Source organism: uncultured Nitrospira sp. (genome assembly GCA_902500695.1).
GTDB lineage: Bacteria > Nitrospirota > Nitrospiria > Nitrospirales > UBA8639 > Nitrospira_E.
Window position 1 is genome coordinate 9,825 of the sequence record CABVRQ010000037.1, and the last position, 19,822, is coordinate 29,646.

Here is a 19,822-nt window from a genome sequence, read left to right on the forward strand (position 1 = left end):
TGCATTCAAACAGCTGTCCGGTTAGCCCAGGCCGGTTGCGTGCAGGGCATCGTCACGGCACCCATTAATAAACATGCGATTCATTTAGCAGGGCACACATATCCGGGCCATACCGAAATGTTGGCGGACCTGACGAAGGCCAAGGAGTCGGGGATGATGATCGTAGGGGGCCCTTTGAAAATATTATTTGCGACGACACATCTGGCTCTTCGTGAAGTCCCGAACGTGTTGACGACCGCCACGATCCTCCGGGCCATTCGATTGGCCCATTGGGGACTCACCCGCTTGTTCAATATTCAGAATCCGCGCATTGGTGTGGCAGGCCTCAACCCCCATGCCGGAGAAAATGGGCTGTTTGGAGACGAGGAAGGCCGTATTATTCAACCCGCGATTCGGCAAGCCAAAAAGCAGGGCATTGTCTGCACGGGTCCTCATCCTGCCGACACCTTGTTCGGCAAGGCGGTACGAGGATCATTTGACGGTATTGTCGCCCTGTATCATGATCAGGGATTGATTCCGCTCAAAACTGTGGCCTTCGGCCATTGCGTGAACATCACGGTGGGTCTGCCTATCATTCGCACGTCTGTTGACCATGGAACGGCCTATGACATTGCCGGGCAGGGCAAAGCCGACCCCACCAGCCTGGTTGAAGCCATTGAAATGGCCGCCGATTTGGCTACACCCTCCGCATGATACCCAAGGCATAAAGATGGGAGCGCGACATTCCACATCCTCCGCCAAACCACCGACATCTTCGCCTGGTCGTTCCTGGAGTGCGAGAAAAATCGCTGCCGCCACGTTGCAGGCAATTGAACGATCCCGGGTGTTTAGCGATGACGCATTCGATCACATCACCAAAGACCTCGTGGTCTCCGAACGCGATCGGCACCTGGCCTTTGAGTTGGTCTATGGGGTATTGCGGCATTACCTCACCCTGGATTGGCGATTAGATCAGGTCTCCCGCAAGCCCATGGTCCGCCTGCCCCTGACGGTCGCAACAACGCTACGGGTCGCCGCCTATCAATTGCTCTATCTCGATCGTATTCCGGCTTCCGCCGCGGTTAATGAAGCTGTTCAGCTCATCCGGAAACAACCGGGCCACAATTGGTCCGGCTTCGTGAATGCCGTCTTGCGCAATTTGCTTCGGCAACCTGTTCCCCCTATGCCCGATCCAGCGGTCGATGCCACCAAGTCGCTCTCCATTCGATATGCCTGCCCGCCCTGGTTAGTTGAGCGCTGGCGACAATTCTTCGGACTCACACAAGCGGAACACCTTTGCCAACAGTCTCTTGGCATTCCACCGTTAACGATTCGAACCAATTCCCTTCGGTGTTCCCGTTCCGATTTGCTTGCCCGCCTCCAAGCGGAAGGAATCCTTGCACAGGAAACCACCGTGAGCCCCGTCGGGCTGACCTTGGACAAATGTGGCAATCCAGGAGAACTGTCCGCCTTGATGGATGGTTGGTGCTACGTGGAAGACGAAGCCGCCCAACTCATTCCCTTGCTCCTTGACCCTCAGCCCGGCGACCGGGTTCTTGATGCCTGTGCGGCTCCCGGAGGAAAAACCACGCACCTGGCGCAATTGATGAAGAACCAAGGGACCATTGTGGCACTTGATCGTCATCAGGGCCGGCTGGACCGGCTCGTTTCTAATTGTGCCCGGCTGGAGATTTCCATTGTTCATCCTGTTCACTTTGACCTAGGGCCATCTTCTGCCCTGGGCGAGGCCAACGATTCCTCACCAACCCGCCCCAAGGTTCCAGCCATGCTGGCCGAACCGTTTGACCGTATCCTGGTCGATGCGCCCTGTTCCGCCCTCGGTATTCTTCGCCGACACCCGGAAGGAAAATTAATAAAATCGTTATCGACCATTCAACATGCCCGAGGTCTTCAACGCGAGATTCTGGATCGGGTCCGTGACCTCTTGAGACCAGGGGGAATCTTGGTCTATAGTGCCTGCTCAGTCGAACCGGAGGAGACCACAGAGATCATCTCCGATTTTTGTCAGGAACATCCTGAATTTTCTCAGGAATCCGTCACACCTTGGGTGCCCGTTGCGGGGCAATCACTCATCACTGACCCTGGGCATTTGTGTACGGCCTTTCAAACGTTGAACATGGACGGATTTTTTGCGTGCCGGTTGAAAAAATCTGAATGACAATGCCAGTCACACCCTTAATCGCTCCTTCTATTCTTTCTGCTGACTTTGCCCGGCTCGCGGAAGCCGTCCAGATGGTAGAAGCAGCCGGTGCGGATTGGATTCATGTGGATGTCATGGATGGCCATTTCGTTCCCAATTTGACTGTCGGTCCGCCCATGGTTGAAGCACTTCGCAAGGTGACCTCCTTGCCATTAGATGTTCATTTGATGATGACGAATCCGGATGCCTTTATTCCTGAGTTCGTCGATGCCGGAGCCGATCTATTGACCGTGCATGTCGAAGCCTGTCCACATTTACACCGAACGGTTCAGTCTATTAAGGAACGACAGGTCAAAGCCGGAGTATCCTTGAACCCTGCGACCTCGGTCACCGCCATTGAGGAAATACTTGGCGACGTGGATTTAGTCTTGGTGATGTCCGTGAATCCCGGGTTTGGAGGCCAACAATTTATCTCCTCCAGCCTGGATAAGATCCGGCGTATCCGGACGATGATGACCAATTCCCGCAGTTCGGCTCATTTAGAAGTCGATGGGGGAGTCAACCTGACCAACGTGGCTTCAGTGATTCACGCCGGCGCGAATGTCCTGGTTGCCGGTTCCGCCATTTTTGGCAGCAAGAATATTCCCGAAACCATTCGGCAGATGCGAACCGCGACTCAGACCGTGATTGTCTAATCGGGCCCATGAATTCCCCCAATAACACCGACAGCCTTCATCCTCTCGAAATTCAGGTCCTACGTGCACTGGGGAAAGACCCACAGCCACTCTCAGACCTTCAACTTGCCACCCACACGGAGCTCGCCCCCTCACAAGTCAGCATGGCCGTCGGGTGGTTGCTCACGAAACAATTAGTAAGCCTGTCGTCTGAATCCACCACGACCTATGTGTCCCTCACCACGGTCGGAACCCAATACCACCAGCCGGACTCGTCTCCACTTGAGTGGATCCTTCGGACGGTGAAGAATGCCGATCCCGAAAGCTCATCAACCACCGTGAAAGACCTTCAAGCCACGGGCCAATTCCAACCCTCCGAGCTAAGCCGGGCGATCGGGATTCTCAAGAAAGAAGGCGTCATTCAGATGGGGGCAGGTGGAATGCTGGAAATAACCAGCAAGGAAAGTGACACGGTGAGGGATTTGCGAAGCCTACTCAATCAGGTTCATGAGGGCGCACGCCCCCTGGATTCATTTCCTTCCGATCACCAGACATTGCTTCGCCAATACGCGGTCAAACGCGGCAATACGCAAGAACCCTTTCGAATCGATGATCATACCGAACGGACCTATATCCTCACGGCTGAGGGCCGGAATCTTCTGCCTCATTTACGGGAAGGGGCCGCTCAGGAAATTTCACAATTAACACCAGAACTCTTAAAAGACGGATCCTGGCGGAATGTGTCCTTTCGCAAATACTCCATCAATCTCCGACCTCCCCGCCTGGCCGTCGGCAGACGCCATTCCTATCGGGAATTTCTGGATACCGTGAAGTACAAACTCACGAGCATGGGATTTCAGGAAATGCGTGGCGAACTCATTGAGACGGAATTTTGGGATATGGACGCACTCTTTATGCCTCAATTCCATCCTGCTCGTGCCATCCATGATGTGTATTTTGTGAAGAATCCCAAGATGGCCAAGAAAATTCCCGAGCCATTTCTCAGCCAGGTCGGCCAAGTCCACCGGGACGGCGGAACGAGTGGATCGAAAGGATGGAAGTACGAATATGACCATGAGCGGGCGAAGCGCTTGGTTCTCCGCAGCCAGGGCACCGCTGTCTCCGCTCGAACCTTGGCACAAAATCCTCCGATCCCCGGCAAATTTTTTTCTATTGCCCGGTGTTTTCGTTATGACAATGTCGATGCCACGCACGCCACAGATTTTTTTCAGGTGGAAGGGATTGTGCTCGGTTCCGATATCAACTTCCGGACACTCTTGGGTCTCCTGCAATTGTTCGCCACGGAAATGGCACAAGCCAAAGAGATTCGATTTTTTCCAGCGTATTTTCCATTTACCGAACCCTCGGTAGAATTGCATGTCCGTCATCCAAAGCTTGGATGGATGGAACTGGGCGGTGCGGGGCTTTTCCGCTCTGAAGTCACGCTACCTTTGGGGGTGACAGTTCCGGTTATCGCCTGGGGACTCGGGTTGGATCGAATGGCCATGGTAGCCCTTGGCATACAGGATATTCGCGATTTATTCACCTCTGATCTTGAAGCGGTCCGCAATATGCGCCGTCAATTTTAAATACCCAAGATGCCAACCATTTCCATTTTCCAAAAAGATTTCTGTCGACTTGTCGGTCGTCCTGCCTCCATGTCCGACATTGAACAATGGATGCCCTATGTGAAAGGGGAGGTGAAAGACGTCTCACAGGACACTGGTGAAGTGCGCGTGGAGCTTCAAGATACTAATCGGCCTGATTTATGGTGCGTGGAAGGGATTGCCCGACAAATTCGATCCGTGTTGAATAAAGGGATGCCCCCTTACTCCTTCTTTTCGGATAAGAAGGGAGCAAAACGACGGATTCAAGTGGCCCAAGGCATGGAAACCGTTCGACCCTATGTGGCAGCTTGCGTCTCGTTGGGATATGCCATGACCGCTGAGGGTCTCGACCAATGCATTCAAACCCAAGAAAAATTAGCCGACGCCTTTGGACGAAAACGCGAAACTGTTTCCATCGGCCTTTATCGGTACTCGTCCATTTCGTTTCCTGTCACGTACGGCCTCGTGAAACCCGATGAAATTCGATTTACACCATTGGGATTTGAGGAAAAAATGACTCCTCACGAAATTCTCACCGTCCATCCCAAAGGTCTTGAATATGGATCGATCCTCGCTGGATGTGACCGGTTGCCACTCCTGTGGGATTCGGATGGACAGGTGCTATCCTTTCCCCCCATTATCAACAGCCGGGAACTTGGTGAAGTACAGCTGGGAGACACCGATTTATTCGTGGAAGTCACGGGAACCGATTTGGGTATGGTTGTCTTGGCTTTGAACATTTTTGCCTGCAATTTAGCCGATCGTGGGGCAACCATCGAGCCGGTGAATATTACGTATCCCTACGAAACGGAGTTCGGCACAACCGTTAAAACCCCCCTGAGCATGAATCAATCTCAACGTATTTCTCTGGAGGCGATCGAACAGGCCTTGGGAATGCCTCTTGGCTCTGAGGCTATTCAGGAGGCCCTAGCCTCTTATGGATACCAAGTGAAAGCCACCAGGCAAACAGTATCCGTCACGTTACCCGCCTTTCGAAACGATTACATGCATGTGATGGATGTGGCGGAAGATGTCGCCATCACGCGAGGCTATGATTCTTTTTCCCCGATTATGCCACAGACCTTCACCGTTGGAAGTCTCTCCGTGGAAGAACAGACCAGCGATCGTATTCGTGATCTTCTGGTCGGATTTGGCTTTCAGGAAATTTTTTCCAATATCATGGCTTCTCATCAGGAATTGGTGGACAGAATGCGGATTGCTGACACCGAATATGCGCAACTGGTGGAAGTGGATAACGTGATGTCCCTAACCTATGCCTGCCTCAGACCTTCCATTTTGCCGTGCCTGCTTCGGGTGGAAGCCCAATCGCCTCGCGCCTTTTATCCCCACCTGCTCTTTGAGGTTGGAGAAACGGCTCAACTGGATTTGGAAGCCAATGTGGGTTCTCGCACGACACTGTCCATAGCCGCCATTAGCGCCAATTCCGGAGCAAATTTTTCAGAGATCCATAGCTATTTGGATTTATTGATGTATTACATGGTGTGGCCCTACGAACTGGAGCCAGTCACCCATCCCTCATTTTTAGAGGGACGAGTCGGCCGAATCCGTTGTAATGGGCATGCAGTGGGATATATTGGAGAGTTTCACCCGGAAGTGCTTGAAGCCTGGCAAATCGATATGCCTACTTCCGGGTTTGAATTCGAGATACGAAAGCCTGAATCTTAAGCGGCGACGGGTTGTCCGTCTCCCTTGGTGCTGGACACAAGGTGAGAAAAGCCTTGAGGATCGTGAATCGCCATTTCTGAAAGCATTTTTCGATTTAACAGCACATTGGCTTTCTTCAGCGCATTCATGAACTGACTATAGGTAACGCCTTGCGCTCGAACTGCGGCGCTGATGCGGGTAACCCAGAGCTGCCTGAAATTACGTTTTCTCTGTTTTCGTCCGGTATAAGCATACGCTTGTCCCTTATCGACAGATTCAGTGGCAGTCCGGAATAACTTACTTTTTCCTCCATATTGGCCACTCGCCAGTTTGAGCCGCTTTTTCCGGCGCTGTCGAGTTTGTGGCCCCCCTTTTACCCTTGGCATGACACGTTCTCCTTTATGATTGAAATGTTACTTATAGGGGAGTAACCGAGACAGCGAAGTTCGGTCTTCTTTTCTGACCTCTGCTGCGCCGCTTAGTCTGGATTTTACTCCAGGCGCCTTGGAAGTGAGGATATGACGCATTCCTGCCTTCCGCCGCATCCACTTACCTGAGCCGCTTCGTTTAAATCGTTTACTGGCTCCTGAGTGATTTTTTAATTTCATTTTTGCCATACGTTATTTCCTTATTTCCTTTTTCAACGACCGACAAATTGCCAGAATCCCACGATTAGCCAATTACTTCGGAGCGACTACCATGTAAAGATTCCGTCCCTCCATCCTGGGAGGACTTTCGATATTTCCTGCGCCTTTTAACTCCTCAATAACCTTCTGAATCGCTTTGAACCCAAGCTCTTGATTGGCCATTTCTCGCCCCCGAAACATAACCGTAACTTTGGTCTTATTCCCTTCATCCAGGAAGTCCCGTATTTGGCGGACTTTCGTCTCCATGTCGTGCTTGTCTGTCCGAGGCCGAAATTTAACTTCCTTAACCTGGGTGGATTTCTGGTTAAGTCGCATGCGATGTTCTTTTTTGCTCTGTTCATACTTAAATTTCCCATAATCCATAATACGGCAGACCGGAGGGTCCGCGGTAGGAGCCACTTCCACCAAGTCATATCCAATTTCCCTCGCCTGCCGAATCGCCTCTGATGTCTTCAGGATTCCAAGCTGTTCACCTTCAGCACCAATAACCCGGACTTCAGGATTTTTGATGAAATGATTAATACGTTGTTTGGGTGTCACCGGACGAGTCATTCGAAAAGTAAAGAACCCTTCTTAACAGACTCGGGCATGTCTTCCCGAATAAGCTTCACCATATCAATAATAGGCATCGTCCCCAAATTTTTCCCGTTCCTTTGTCGTACCGCAACCATCTTTGCTTCAGCTTCACGATCCCCCACGACAATCATGAAAGGAATCTTTGCCTTTTCAGCCTCACGGATTTTAAGGCCAATTTTTTCATTTCGCAAGTCTAAGGCGACGCGACAGCCCTCCAGACGAAGATTTTTTTCAATCTCTTGGGCATACCCTTGATGTTTTTCCGAAATTGGGAGGACAATGACCTGAACGGGGGCCAGCCAGGCCGGAAAGGCTCCCCCAAAATGCTCCAAAAGAATCCCAAAGAATCGTTCAATCGATCCTAGTAAGGCCCTGTGAATCATGATGGGTTGATGAGTTTTCCCATCATCACCCACGTAAGTCAGGCCAAATCTTTCGGGATTATTGAAATCGACCTGAACTGTCGAGCATTGCCAGGATCGGCCTAAGGCGTCCTGAATTTTGACATCTATCTTAGGCCCATAAAAGACCCCTTCCCCCGGATCTTCCTGGTAGGCATAGCCGCCGTTTTTCAACGCAGTCTCCAGCGCTAGCGTCGCTTGATCCCATTGGTCGATCGTACCTACAGCTTTTTCGGGACGAGTGGAGAGAAACATCTTGAATTCCGTAAATCCAAAAGTTCCTAGCATACTCGTAATAAATTTGAGGACCTTTTTTACCTCTTCACCCAGCTGGTCAGGGCGACAGAATAAATGAGCATCATCTTGGGTAAAGCCCCGAACCCTCATCAGGCCATGCAGGACTCCGGATCGTTCATACCGGTAGACCGTTCCCAATTCCCCATAACGGATAGGCAGATCGCGATAACTGCGCAAATGTGATTTATACACCATGATATGAAACGGGCAATTCATGGGCTTTAGCTGATATTCACTGGACTCGACAGACATAGGGGCGAACATATTTTCTTTGTAGAAATCCACATGCCCGCTGGTTTTCCATAAATCCAACCGAGCAACATGCGGCGAATAGACCAACTCATACTGATTGGCCAAATGTTGTTCACGCCAAAAATTTTCAATCAGCAAACGGATTTGTGCTCCTTTGGGATGCCATAAAATCAGACCTGGCCCGGTTTCGTCCTGAATGCTAAATAAATCGAGGTCTTTCCCAAGCTTTCTATGGTCCCGACGCTTGATCTCTTCTAAATTGTCTAAATGCGCCTGCAAGGCTTCTTTTGAAGGGAAGGACGTGCCATAGAGCCTTTGCAACATGGGGTTTCGTTCATCCCCTCGCCAATAGGCTCCTGCACTATTCAGAAGTTTGAATGCTTTGACATAGCCAGTGGCCGGCAGATGGGGGCCACGACAGAGGTCGACGAAGTCCCCTTGAGTATAAGCGGACACCGGCTCTCCATCAGGAAACCCCTGAATGAGCTCTACCTTATAGGGTTCACCACGACTTTTGAAAAATTCTATCGCCTCTTCCTTGGAAAACTCACGCCTTGAAACCGAAAGGTTACGTTTGATGATTTCCAAAGCTCTGGCTTCTATTTTTTCTAGATCTTCCGGCGTGAACGGACGTTCAAAGGCAAAGTCATAAAAGAAGCCCTCTTCGATGGCCGGACCAATGGTCAATTGTGCCGTCGGGAAACACTCTTTCACCGCTTGGGCCATGATATGCGTGCTACTGTGCCGATAAATTTCCTTGCCTTCCGGTGAATCAAACATCAACGGCTGCAAGGTTGAATCGGTCTCAAGGGAAGCCAGGAGGTCTATTTCCACACCATTGGCCTTAACGGCAAACACCCCGGTAGGAACTGCTCCATTCAGCTGTTCTATTGCGGCCTTCGCCGAGATCCCTTTGGGAAGGGCCTGACTACTTTCGCCTTTCAGTGATACCTGAATAGATTCCATTAGAGTACAAACACCAAATAATACAAAATTCTACATTCCGTGATGAACGCAAGAAAAGGCACCACTCCCATGAAAGAAGCTGGATACCTGTCTGGCTTTTTTGGAGAAAGATCAATGGTAGGCGCGGGCGGTATTGAACCGCCGACCTCTACCGTGTCAAGGTAGCGCTCTCCCCCTGAGCTACGCGCCTATATCTACCGGCCATATGCTAGACTGCATTGGTGGTCTTGTCAAGAAATGGTTATTTTTCAAGGGGAAATGGAAAGGCTATCCAGCAGAGTCCGATTCCGTCTTCCTGCGTTTTCCGGCAAAAGATTGCTTTAACTGACTGACGGAAATCTGAAATTCTGTAATTTTTTTTCGGAGGGTATTGCGATTGAGGCCCAGAAGCCTGGCTGCTTTAATCTGATTGCCATGCGTTTCACGTAAGGCCAGTTCAATCAAGGGCCGCTCCACAGCTCTCATTAACGTGGGATAGAGGTTTTTCCCTGAACCAACATTCATTGCTCGAACAAAATCCCCCAACTTTTTTTCTACATAACTGGCCAGGCTCACATCTTTCGGATCGATAGCCCCCTCTTCCGATGGTTGATCTCCCATGACCTGCCTGATCTGGTTCATGGTACTCCAAGCGGGCAAATGTCCGGCATATATGAATGTTTTCGACAAATTCAATTGGCCATTCAGTGCCGACAAGGCAGGAAAAAATTTCTTCCCGGACTCATCAAGAATCACCCCGGTAAATTGTTGAGAGCGCATCGCCTCTTCTAAGGAAGAACAATCATCCAACACCGTAATGGTGTTCTGAAGATCTGGATCTTGAACACGCAACTTAAGATCGGGATCTTGGGTCAGCAGAGCAAACCGTATATGAGAAGGGTTCAAAGGCACGGTATTTTGGTCAGGTGAAATGGAAACGAGGATTATGTCGGAACATTATTTAAAAATCAATTGAGGTCTATCTCCTAGGTTGAGAAGCTCAATCCATTCCCAAAATCGGACACAAGATACGTAATGCGCCCCAAATCAACACCCCTCCAATCGCATCCAACAACAACCCGGCTTGCACCATTCGGAGAATCGGAATTCTCCCCGTTCCATAGACAATGGCATTCGGGGGAGTAGAAACCGGCAGCACAAATGCCAGACTTGCCGCCATACACGCACCCAATACCGGAGGGACAGGGGAAAAATTTGCCGTGTGGGCAATGGCGATGAGCACCGGCACAATCATACTGGTGGCTGCGGTATTCGACGCGAGCTCGGTGAGAACCAGGGCCGTCAGAATTGCCACACCCGTTAAACCCCAAATGGACTCAATGCCAAACATAGCCACCATACCCTGCCCGATCGCTTTCGCCAATTCGGTTTCCACCATCAACTCCCCAAAGGCAATGCCTCCACCGAATAACAGGATCGTTCCCCAATGAATATTGGCGGCTTCTTTCCAGGTTAAGGTGAATTTCCCCTGCCGAAAATTTAAGGGCAGAAGGAACAAGAGCCCTGAGGCAAAAATAGGTACCAATTCTTTTGGCAAATGAGCATGAACCCATTGCACGACGGTATGATCCCCTTCAAACCATATTGAGAGTATGGCCGGGAGTAGCCACAACATGACAGCCAACACAAACACCCCAAACGTATATTGCTCTCCCCGGGTCCAGGGAAGTGGTGGCGAAATCTTGAGAACAGGAGTTCCTTCATGAAAGGACGAGTGAGAAGGGGGAGGGTGCAACCAAGGCAAAAGAGTAAACATCACGAGCAACATGACACTCGCCAACGGCAATCCAATGAGCAACCATTGGTCAAATGAAATAGTGAAATGTGCTTGCTGGGCTAATAGCCCTACCCCGATTAAATTCGGCGCGGTGCCAACGAGAGTGGCCACTCCCCCAATACCGGCACCGTATGCCAGACACAACAAAAACCCGGTGTCAAAGGTCTCCATATTAGGATAGCTCTGCCGAAGCGCCCGTAATACACCAAGCGCAATAGGCAACATGACTGCCGTTGCCGCGGTATTGTTAATCCACATGGACAGGCCTGCAACAGCCAAACTCATGGCTATCATGATACGAATAGGATTGGAACCCACGCACTTACGTGACAAAAGCCAGTTGCCAAACCGGCGGTCCAACCCATGAACGGATAGAGCCTCCGAAATAAAAAAACTGCCAATAAAGAGGAAAATGATGGGGTGGGCAAAGGCAGAAAACACGGATTGCATGCTCCCCAACCCGGCGACGACACACAGTCCGCAGCCCAGCAAAGCGGTAATGGGCAGAGGAATAGGCTCCGTAATCCACATCACCACGACCCAGCTTAAAATAGTTGCCAGGATTCTCGCGGGGTCGGGCAGGGATTCGGGAAGCAGCACAAACATCAACCCAGCAAGGAGCGGGGCGGCAAAGAGACCAAATTGATGCGCCGGAATGGCGGTATGGGGACCTGGACCGGATTGGCTCATGCAGCTTTTGGAATGGACACACTCAGGCTTAGGAAATCCGGTAGGCCTGAGACCACGACCGCATATCCTGTTTTCCCTAATTTGCCGAAGTGGCTTGTCGGGTAACCTCTCTAGGATTTGGCGAATACAGCAGGTATCATACAGAAAAGAGGATATGTGAGATAGGGACCCCATGAAAGGATTCAACGATTTATCATTATGCAATCAAAAATTCATTCCCTGGATAGTCTCTTACAACGAATGACCGTTCATCAGCAGGCGGGAGAATCCATTGTCTTTACGAATGGGTGTTTTGACCTGCTTCATATCGGACATACGCGATATCTGGCAGAAGCCAGGGAATTGGGAGATCGATTAGTGGTCGGAGTCAATAGCGACAGTTCAGTTCGTCAACTGGGTAAGGGGACGAATCGACCCATCCAAAGGGATGCGCAGCGGGCAGAGGTCATTGCCGCATTAGGTTGCGTAGATTATGTGATACTGTTTGACGAGCCGGATCCCTTGAATCTCATCAAGGCTCTACAACCCAATGTCCTCGTGAAAGGCGGAGATTGGACCTCGGAACGAATTGTCGGAAAAGATTTCATTGAGGAACGGGGAGGATTTGTGCGCACGCTTCCACTTGTCTCCGATGTTTCTACCACCGCGATTATTGAACGAATTCTCACCACGCAGGGAATAAACCCATCCTCCTAGTCAGCACGCCGAGAAACATTTTCGTGGTGTATTTCAGATCATGAACATTCCTTTCGTCTTCCATCATTTTGCAAACCAGCTGCGCACGGTCGTTCCAGCAATCCCGGAACGTACGCCCCCACCCTGTCTACTCAGCACACAACAGGCCTGCCTCGCCCTGGCCATGACCTTGTTCACCCTTCCGGAGAAAAAGACGGCCGGTACTGAGGGCCACACGCACCTCATCATCACGCCCACACAAGAGCAAGCCGAAGAATTGTATGAAGACCTGGAATTTTTCTTCTCGTTCATCAGGCGGGATCACGAGTCACTGGCTTTGTTCCCTCCATGGGCCACCATTCCCTATAACCCTGCACTACCGGCCCACAGCGTCATCTGCCAGCGCGTTCGGTCCCTCCACCGGTTGTCCCGTGGGGAAAGCACCGTGCTGGTGAGTTCGCTGCCCGCCATATTGCATAAGCTGCTTCCGCCGGAGGTCTTCGCTGAAGCCTGCTTCTCTCTCAAGGTAGGCAAGACGTGCGAGCGTGAGGTGCTTCTTCGTTCATTAATCCGGCTGGGGTATGAACGTGGATCATTGGCTGAAGTCCCCGGCGAGTTCAGCGTACGTGGCGGTATCGTGGATATATTCTCCACAGCTCAGGACCATCCCGTCCGTATTGAATTTCTTGGGGATACCGTCGAATCCATTCGGACCTTTGATCCCTCGACCCAAGAATCCATCACCCATCTCAAGGAAACCTGGGTCTTACCCACCAGGGAATTTATTCCTCCGGATTCAGGGCAAACGGATATGGCTCTCGAACCCATCCAGGCAAGCATTGAATGGGATCTTCCCCGGTATTACCCCAAATTAGTCACACTATTTGATTACATTCACACGCCTGTCACCGTCTCTTTCTACCGCCCGGTCGATCTGGATGCTGCGGCTGCGCAATTATGGAATGCGTTGTTAGAAACATGGGAACAGCTCCAGCCCGGCCCGGGTGGCGCCTCCGCCCACGCTGACCCCGATCAACTCTATGAGATGTGGGAGACCATTAAAACCTACACCAGCATGTGTCCGACGGTATGGTGGGATAGCGTGGCTCCTGATACCAGCACCATGCCCTGTATGCCTGTTTCCTTACAGGCCCAGTCTCCCGGCAGTGTCGGGGTCGGCATTCGCGGGCTTCCCTTCAAGGAAACCCTTTCCAAACTGGACCAATTGCGGGCGGACTCCGAGATCTTTTTTGTGGCTCGCAGTCCGGGACAGGTGGAACGCCTACTATCCCTCTTGCATGACCACGGCTTCCCGGCCAACAAGTGGGAATACCCCTTCCCTCAACCAGCCACGGATGCCCGCGCACCATTTTACTGTCTTGAAGGAGACCTCTCGGCAGGATTCCTTTCACCTGATGGACACATCGCGTTCGTCACCGAGGAAGAATTATTTGGGAAAGGCATCCGGCATCGTCCCCACACAAAATCTCCCACTGCCAAATTTTTCTCGTCGCTGGAGGATCTGAAAGAAGGCGATCTTGTCGTCCATCTCCAACATGGGATCGGACGGTATCTGGGTTTGCGCCGTTTGGAGGTGCAAGGCTGTACCAGTGACTATTTGCTGTTGCAATTCGGTGGAACCGATACCCTGTATGTCCCGCTGGACCGCCTGAACCACATCCACCGGTATCGAGGAGCGGAACAACGGTCTCCCAGATTGGATCGCCTGGGAGGTACGGCTTGGGGCAAAACCAAGGCGAAAATCAAAAAGGGCATAGAGGATATGACCGAGGAACTCGTTGAACTCTATGCCAACCGGGAAGTCGCCAGACGAACCGCATATCAGGAGGACACTCTCCTGGTGCATGAATTTGAAGCGGGGTTTGAATATGAAGAAACGCCAGACCAACTTCGAGCCATTGAAGAAATAGGACGGGATATGGAATCCCCGAAACCCATGGACCGCCTGGTCTGCGGAGATGTGGGATACGGCAAAACGGAAGTCGCCATGCGTGCCGCCTTTAAGGCGATCCAGGCCAACCGGCAGGTGGCCGTCCTGGTTCCCACGACATTGCTGGCTCAACAACATTTTGAAAATTTTTCAATACGATTTGCTCCATTCCCGGTCAAAATCGGCATTTTATCACGATTTCAATCAGCTAATGAGATCAAAGCGACACTCAAAGATCTGGCTGCCGGCCTGATAGACATTGTGATCGGGACCCATCGGGTTGTGCAGAAAGATGTCGTCTTTAAACAATTGGGCTTGGTGATTATCGATGAAGAACAGTGGTTTGGCGTCCGCCATAAAGAACGGCTGAAGCAACTCCGGACCCAAGTCGATGTGCTTACGCTATCCGCGACCCCTATTCCCCGTACTTTGCAAATGGCCTTTTCAGGAGTGAGAGACTTATCCGTCATTGAGACCGCGCCTCCGGGTCGTTTAGCAGTGGAAACCCAGGTCCTCCGGTTTGATGCGACAGTAGTACGAGAGGCCATTACCCATGAACTCGCTCGTGGAGGGCAGGTGTACTATGTGCACAATCGAGTGGAAACCATGGAGCAGACCGGTGCCTGGTTACAAGATCTCGTTCCGGAAGCGCGGGTCTTGATGGCACATGGCCAAATGAATGAACAATTATTGGAACGGGTGATGTTACGATTTTTTCACCAGGAAGCCGATGTGCTACTGGCCTCAGCCATCATCCAATCAGGGTTGGATATTCCAAGCGCGAACACGATCCTGGTTGATCGAGCTGATTTATTCGGGCTCTCCCAGCTGTATCAACTTCGGGGACGGGTCGGGCGAGGCGGGCAACAAGCCTTTGCCTACCTCTTCATTCCAAACGAGGAAACCCTGAGTACCGACGCACAAAAACGCATGAACGCCATTCAAGAATTTGCGGAACTTGGCTCCGGATTTCGGATCGCAGCCGCTGACCTTGAAATCCGTGGAGCGGGAAATTTACTCGGGAAACAACAGTCCGGCAATATTGCCGCCGTCGGGTTGGACCTGTACTTACAAATGGTGGAGCAGGCTGTTCAGCAGCTTAAAGGCCAGGCAGTGGAGGAAGAATGGGAACCCACCCTTCAACTTGATGTCTCAGCCTTCATTCCCGAAGAATATGTGGAAGATGCCTCTCAGCGCCTTGGACTCTATAAACGGTTATCTGCAAGTGATCGGTTAGGGGATTTGGCCTTATTATACGGGGAGACGCTGGACCGGTTTGGATCGCCACCTACCGCCATGGAACGACTCTTTGAAGTCATGCAAATCAAAGTGTTGGCCAAGGCCCTACAACTCGAGTATGTCGAAGTCCGTGGCGGGCTCATGAACGTGCGCTTTCATGAACGGGCCAAACTCCCGGAACAGGGCATCCGCGCTTTGATGGACAGCTGGAAAGATCGTTTGGAGTGCCTTTCTCCCCGTGCCTATCGTTTAACCCTTCCCGAACAGGATTGGGCCTCCATGTATCCCAGGGCTAATACGATTTTACAAGAACTCTATCAGTCGATGGCCAAAGAGGAAGTGAAAAGCTGACATGAAGGTCGTGCGCGTATGCGTGAAAGGCTCCTCTTCACACACGCTCATCGTCTGGGTGGTAGCGTGCCTTCTCTTCTTTCCTGGCGTAGGCTTGAGTCTGACTGACCGGATTATTGCGGTTGTTAATAAGGAGGTGATTACCTGGTCCGATCTGGATAAAGAAATACGGGACGAGTACAAGCGCTTGACCGCCAAATATCACGGAGAGGAACTGGACCGCCGATACCACCAAAAACAACGAGAAGTCCTAAACAAACTCATAGATGATCGGCTCCAAATTCAAGAAGCCCAAGCCAAGGGGGTCACCGTCACCCAGGACGAGATTGATGCCGCTTTACGGCGAACCCCCCTGCCACCCACCCAAACCGAAGAAGAATTCGGGCATCAAATGCTCTTGAAAAAGCTCTTTGATTTCGAAGTTCGCCGAAACGTCGTTGTCGAGGAGGAAGAAATCAAACGGTATTATGACGCCAACCAAACTCTCTTTCTCACATCCCCTCACTACCGACTCAAGCAATGCCTGATAGCCGGAAAGGAAGAAAAGGAACGCGAGCGAGCAAAGAACAAAGCCCAAACCATGTATGCCGCATGGACTCCGAATTCCTCGCTAGAGGACCTCGCCTCCAGTCATTTCGAGCGGGTGCGTGAATTGGGATGGGTGCGGGAAAACGAATTATTGGCCCCTCTGAGGCAGGTAGTCAAGGAACTGAAACCTGGACACATCTCGGCCCCCATTGAAACCCTCTTAGGATTTCACCTCGTCATGGTGGAAGAAATTCAACAACCCCAACCGCTCCCCCTTGAAACCGTGGAACGGGATATCCGTGGGATACTGACTAAGCAACGATCCGAGGAAGCGTATCGGAATTGGCTTGCCGATATAAAACAAAAAGCCTTCATCGATGTGAGGCTTAAATAGTCGTTTTCATTTTACCGCTCATGGCTCAAGACCTTCTCCCATCACGAATCCCTATCATTCTCCATCCTACATCTGGTCAAAGCGCCGATAGGTCTTTTGGGCCAGATTGTAAATCTCAATAAACCCTGCAGACGCATTCTGGTTGAAACTCGCATCCTTATTAAAAGTGGCCAAATTGGCATCGAATAGGGAATAGGGAGATTTCATTGCGACCACATCAGCTTTTCCTTTAAACAGTTTTACTTTCACCGTTCCCTTCACACGCTGGTTGGCGGAATCCTGAAAAGCATGGATGGCATCCATTGACGGATCAAACCATTTGGCGCCATAACAGGTGTACGCCCACTTTTCATCAATGAATTTTTTCAGTTCATTTAAGTCACGGGTATTGACGAGTTTTTCCAGATTAAAATGCGCTTTGATAAGAATTTCCGCTCCAGGAGCTTCATACACACCACGAACCTTCAATCCGACTACGCGGTCCTCCGTCAAATGCACAATGCCGACCCCATGCCTTGCCCCTACAGCATTAGCGCGTTCAATGACCTGGCAAAGGGGCAGATCCTCCCCATTGATTGAACAAGGGATGCCTTTGTTGAACCCAACTTCGACAATTTCCGGTTCATCCGGTGCCTGCTCCGGGGGAATGCACACCTGCAGAAACTTTCGTAAATCAGGAATGCGGGCGGGGTCCTCAATATCCCCTCCCTCATTGGTCGAGCCCCACATATTGTCATCATGCGAATACAAATACTCTTTATTTTGTTTAATGGGGATATCGTGTTGTTTGGCATAATCAATCTGCTCATCCCGGCCCATACTCCATTCACGGACTGGAGCGATCACTTTCATCGTGGCATCCAATGTCGTGATGTAATTTTCAAAGCGAACCTGGTCATTCCCTTTTCCGGTTGAGCCGTGAGCAATGACTTTGATTCCCCGCTCCTTAGCCACACGAACGGCAATTTCAGAAAGGGTCACCCGGGCAAGGGGAGTCGAGAGAGGATATCCCCCCTGGTAATCCGCATTGGCTTTAATGGCCCGAGACAGCAGTTTTTCAGCAAATTCTTCCCTGGCATCAATGACCACAGCCTCCTCGGCACCCAGTTTGATCGCCTTCGCTTTTACCGCTTCAAGATCCTCATGTAATTGGCCTACATCGACCGTAAGTGCCACGATGGAACAGGCATACGCTTCCTGAATCCATTTGAGCATAATGGAGGTATCCAGTCCTCCCGAGTACAGTAAAACACACTTATCAAAAGTTCCCTTTTTGGCTTCGTGAGATGCAATTTTCTGATACGTGATTTTTGATTCCATGCCGTGTTCACCTAAAATAAGGTTGCGTACATTTATTGAGCCCCCACCATTGTTCAACCGCAAGGGCTCGCTTTTTTATTGAATAATAACCCAAGAAGATCCAGGAATTCGATATTAGGCGGTGACATATCGATCGACCACGGCGGCACCCACCGCATCACCCCAGACATTCACGGCAGTGCGAAACCGATCGATCAACCAGTCAATGGCCAAGAGGAGTCCCAGCCCCTCGAGTGGAAGCCCGACAGCCTGAAATACCACGACCATCGTCACAAGCCCGGCTTCAGGGATCCCTGCAGCGCCGATGGCAGACACGGTCGCCACCACAAACAGGACAATAAGCGCCCCTCCACTTAATTCAATCCCCCAGGCCTGGGCAATAAACACTGCGGCTACCGCCTCATACAATGCCGATCCATCCATATTGACCGTCGCACCTACTGGAAGGACAAACCGGCTTGATCGACTGCTCACCCCGGCACTTTCCACGCCTTCCATTGTCAGAGGCAAGGTCGCAGACGAACTCGCGGTCGCAAACGCGCTCGTGAGGGCCGCGCCAAGAGCGCGCATATATGCCAAGGGATGACGTCGACCAGCCACATGCAAAATGAGCCCAAGAATGATTCCTGCATGGATCGCCAATCCCAGAAGTACCGTAACCGTGAATAGCCCTAAACCAACTAACAGCGCCACAATACCATCAAGTCCGCCGGCACTTGATAAACGTCCTGCCACCAAGCCAAACACGCCAATGGGACCGATCCACATCACGATGTGGACCAACTTCATGATTGCCCCGAATATCCCTTCGAAAAAATTGAGCACCAATGTACCATTTTCCCCGACCGTCGTCAGGGCCGCCCCGAATGCCAAAGAAAAGATTACCAATGGCAGCAATTCACCTTGTGAAGCTGCCGCGAATAAATTCGGGGAAAAGAATCCCTCTATAAGATCGAACCATCCGATGTTCACCGCCGTCTCAACACCGGAAGGGGCCACCGCCGAGGCAATATCGGCTCCCACTCCAGGTTTAATCAGACTGACGAGGATCATCCCCAGCACAATGGCCATCCCCGAGGTGATTACATAGTAGATGACCGTCGCTCCTCCTAATTTTCCCAACTGGCGAATATCTCCCAAGGATCCAACGCCCTGGATAATCGAAGCTACAATCAAGGGCACCACCAGCATCCGCAACATCCGGATCCAGAGTTCACCAAGAATTTCCACATGGCGAGCGACTTCTGGAGCCAGGGCCCCGAGCACCCCGCCAGCTACCGCGCCGGTCACCATGAGCCACACAAGAGGACCATGGCCATTTCCACGATCTACAGATAGGGATTGTTTGGTAATGGGACGAACCTGAGTTTAGGGAAGGGAAAAACTACTTGGCCTTTTTGGCTAATTTCTGTCCGGGTACCCCGACATCCAGAGGAGTGGCCTTAGTTTGCCTCACAATGTCATCGGAACTATCGAGGGAAATAATGGGCTCGAGCTTATGATGCAAGTAAATGAGAGCCCTGGATGGTTCCACACCAATCTGCCAACCAAGATCCTGGTCCGGCTTCAGTTCTTGAACATAGGCAATGGACGATGCACTGATGAAGGTCTTTCGTTCCCCTGTCAGCGTCGATTGTCTGACTTGTAAAAAAGACATGCTCACTCCTTTCAA

At 51.2% G+C, this 19,822-nt stretch carries 17 protein-coding genes and 1 tRNA gene; 8 read left to right on the top strand and 10 right to left on the bottom strand.

Features of this window, described 5'->3' with window-relative positions; all coding sequences use genetic code 11:
• The 5 genes from pdxA to pheT form a co-directional block, all read left to right on the top strand.
• Positions 1-693, top strand: a 693-nt coding sequence (gene pdxA, locus AAH187_RS10820) for a 4-hydroxythreonine-4-phosphate dehydrogenase PdxA (RefSeq protein ID WP_342348470.1), incomplete at its 5' end; no start/stop codon positions are given.
• Between the two features lie 16 nt (positions 694-709).
• Positions 710-2,158, top strand: coding sequence for a 16S rRNA (cytosine(967)-C(5))-methyltransferase RsmB (gene rsmB, locus AAH187_RS10825; RefSeq protein ID WP_342348471.1), 1,449 nt, complete (start codon positions 710-712; stop codon positions 2,156-2,158).
• Positions 2,155-2,835, top strand: a complete 681-nt coding sequence (gene rpe / locus AAH187_RS10830; RefSeq protein ID WP_342348472.1) for a ribulose-phosphate 3-epimerase — start codon at positions 2,155-2,157, stop codon at positions 2,833-2,835. The genes rsmB and rpe overlap by 4 nt, the downstream gene beginning before the upstream one ends.
• Before the next feature lie 8 nt (positions 2,836-2,843).
• Positions 2,844-4,403, top strand: a complete 1,560-nt coding sequence (locus AAH187_RS10835) for a phenylalanine--tRNA ligase subunit alpha (RefSeq protein ID WP_342348473.1) — start codon at positions 2,844-2,846, stop codon at positions 4,401-4,403.
• A gap of 9 nt (positions 4,404-4,412) precedes the next feature.
• The gene (pheT, locus tag AAH187_RS10840; RefSeq protein WP_342348474.1) at positions 4,413-6,107 is read left to right on the top strand and encodes a phenylalanine--tRNA ligase subunit beta; all 1,695 of its coding nucleotides are present in this window, start codon (positions 4,413-4,415) and stop codon (positions 6,105-6,107) included.
• Here pheT and rplT read toward each other — a convergent pair.
• The 7 genes from rplT to AAH187_RS10875 form a co-directional block, all read right to left on the bottom strand.
• Positions 6,104-6,472, bottom strand: coding sequence for a 50S ribosomal protein L20 (gene rplT / locus AAH187_RS10845; protein WP_342348475.1), 369 nt, complete (start codon positions 6,470-6,472; stop codon positions 6,104-6,106). The two genes, pheT and rplT, sit on opposite strands and share 4 nt — an antisense overlap.
• 27 nt (positions 6,473-6,499) lie before the next feature.
• Positions 6,500-6,703: a 50S ribosomal protein L35 gene (gene rpmI, locus AAH187_RS10850; protein ID WP_312742977.1), complete on the bottom strand. Its 204-nt coding sequence runs from the start codon at positions 6,701-6,703 to the stop codon at positions 6,500-6,502.
• Positions 6,704-6,766: 63 nt separating this feature from the next.
• On the bottom strand, positions 6,767-7,273 hold the full coding sequence (gene infC, locus AAH187_RS10855) for a translation initiation factor IF-3 (RefSeq protein WP_342348476.1): 507 nt from the start codon (positions 7,271-7,273) through the stop codon (positions 6,767-6,769).
• 8 nt (positions 7,274-7,281) lie between these two features.
• Complete coding sequence (gene thrS, locus AAH187_RS10860; protein WP_342348477.1) at positions 7,282-9,225, bottom strand: threonine--tRNA ligase; 1,944 nt, start codon at positions 9,223-9,225, stop codon at positions 7,282-7,284.
• Positions 9,226-9,340: 115 nt separating this feature from the next.
• Positions 9,341-9,415: transfer RNA gene (locus tag AAH187_RS10865), tRNA-Val, on the bottom strand.
• A gap of 77 nt (positions 9,416-9,492) precedes the next feature.
• Positions 9,493-10,110 (bottom strand): helix-turn-helix domain-containing protein, encoded by a 618-nt coding sequence (locus tag AAH187_RS10870; protein WP_342348478.1) that lies wholly within the window; start codon positions 10,108-10,110, stop codon positions 9,493-9,495.
• A 94-nt stretch (positions 10,111-10,204) separates the two neighbouring features.
• Positions 10,205-11,692, bottom strand: a complete 1,488-nt coding sequence (locus tag AAH187_RS10875; protein WP_342348479.1) for a DASS family sodium-coupled anion symporter — start codon at positions 11,690-11,692, stop codon at positions 10,205-10,207.
• Between the two features lie 198 nt (positions 11,693-11,890).
• Between AAH187_RS10875 and rfaE2 the strand changes: the two genes are divergently transcribed.
• The 3 genes from rfaE2 to AAH187_RS10890 are packed head-to-tail and all read left to right on the top strand — an operon-like array spanning position 11,891 to position 16,830.
• Positions 11,891-12,388 carry a D-glycero-beta-D-manno-heptose 1-phosphate adenylyltransferase gene (gene rfaE2 / locus AAH187_RS10880; protein WP_342348480.1) on the top strand — a complete coding sequence of 166 codons (498 nt, stop codon included), beginning with the start codon at positions 11,891-11,893 and terminating at the stop codon, positions 12,386-12,388.
• Positions 12,389-12,428: 40 nt separating this feature from the next.
• Positions 12,429-15,908, top strand: a complete 3,480-nt coding sequence (gene mfd / locus AAH187_RS10885) for a transcription-repair coupling factor (protein WP_342348481.1) — start codon at positions 12,429-12,431, stop codon at positions 15,906-15,908.
• A gap of 1 nt (position 15,909) precedes the next feature.
• Positions 15,910-16,830 (top strand): peptidyl-prolyl cis-trans isomerase, encoded by a 921-nt coding sequence (locus AAH187_RS10890; protein ID WP_342348482.1) that lies wholly within the window; start codon positions 15,910-15,912, stop codon positions 16,828-16,830.
• A 66-nt stretch (positions 16,831-16,896) separates the two neighbouring features.
• On the opposite strand, the gene AAH187_RS10895 is transcribed toward AAH187_RS10890, so the two are convergent.
• From AAH187_RS10895 to AAH187_RS10905, 3 genes are all read right to left on the bottom strand, one after another.
• Entirely contained in the window at positions 16,897-18,150 is a 1,254-nt protein-coding gene (locus AAH187_RS10895; RefSeq protein WP_342348483.1) for an argininosuccinate synthase, read from the bottom strand.
• A 114-nt stretch (positions 18,151-18,264) separates the two neighbouring features.
• The gene (locus tag AAH187_RS10900; RefSeq protein WP_342348484.1) at positions 18,265-19,443 is read right to left on the bottom strand and encodes a dicarboxylate/amino acid:cation symporter; all 1,179 of its coding nucleotides are present in this window, start codon (positions 19,441-19,443) and stop codon (positions 18,265-18,267) included.
• Positions 19,444-19,534: 91 nt separating this feature from the next.
• Entirely contained in the window at positions 19,535-19,807 is a 273-nt protein-coding gene (locus AAH187_RS10905; RefSeq protein ID WP_342348485.1) for a hypothetical protein, read from the bottom strand.
• Between the last annotated feature and the right edge of the window lie 15 nt (positions 19,808-19,822).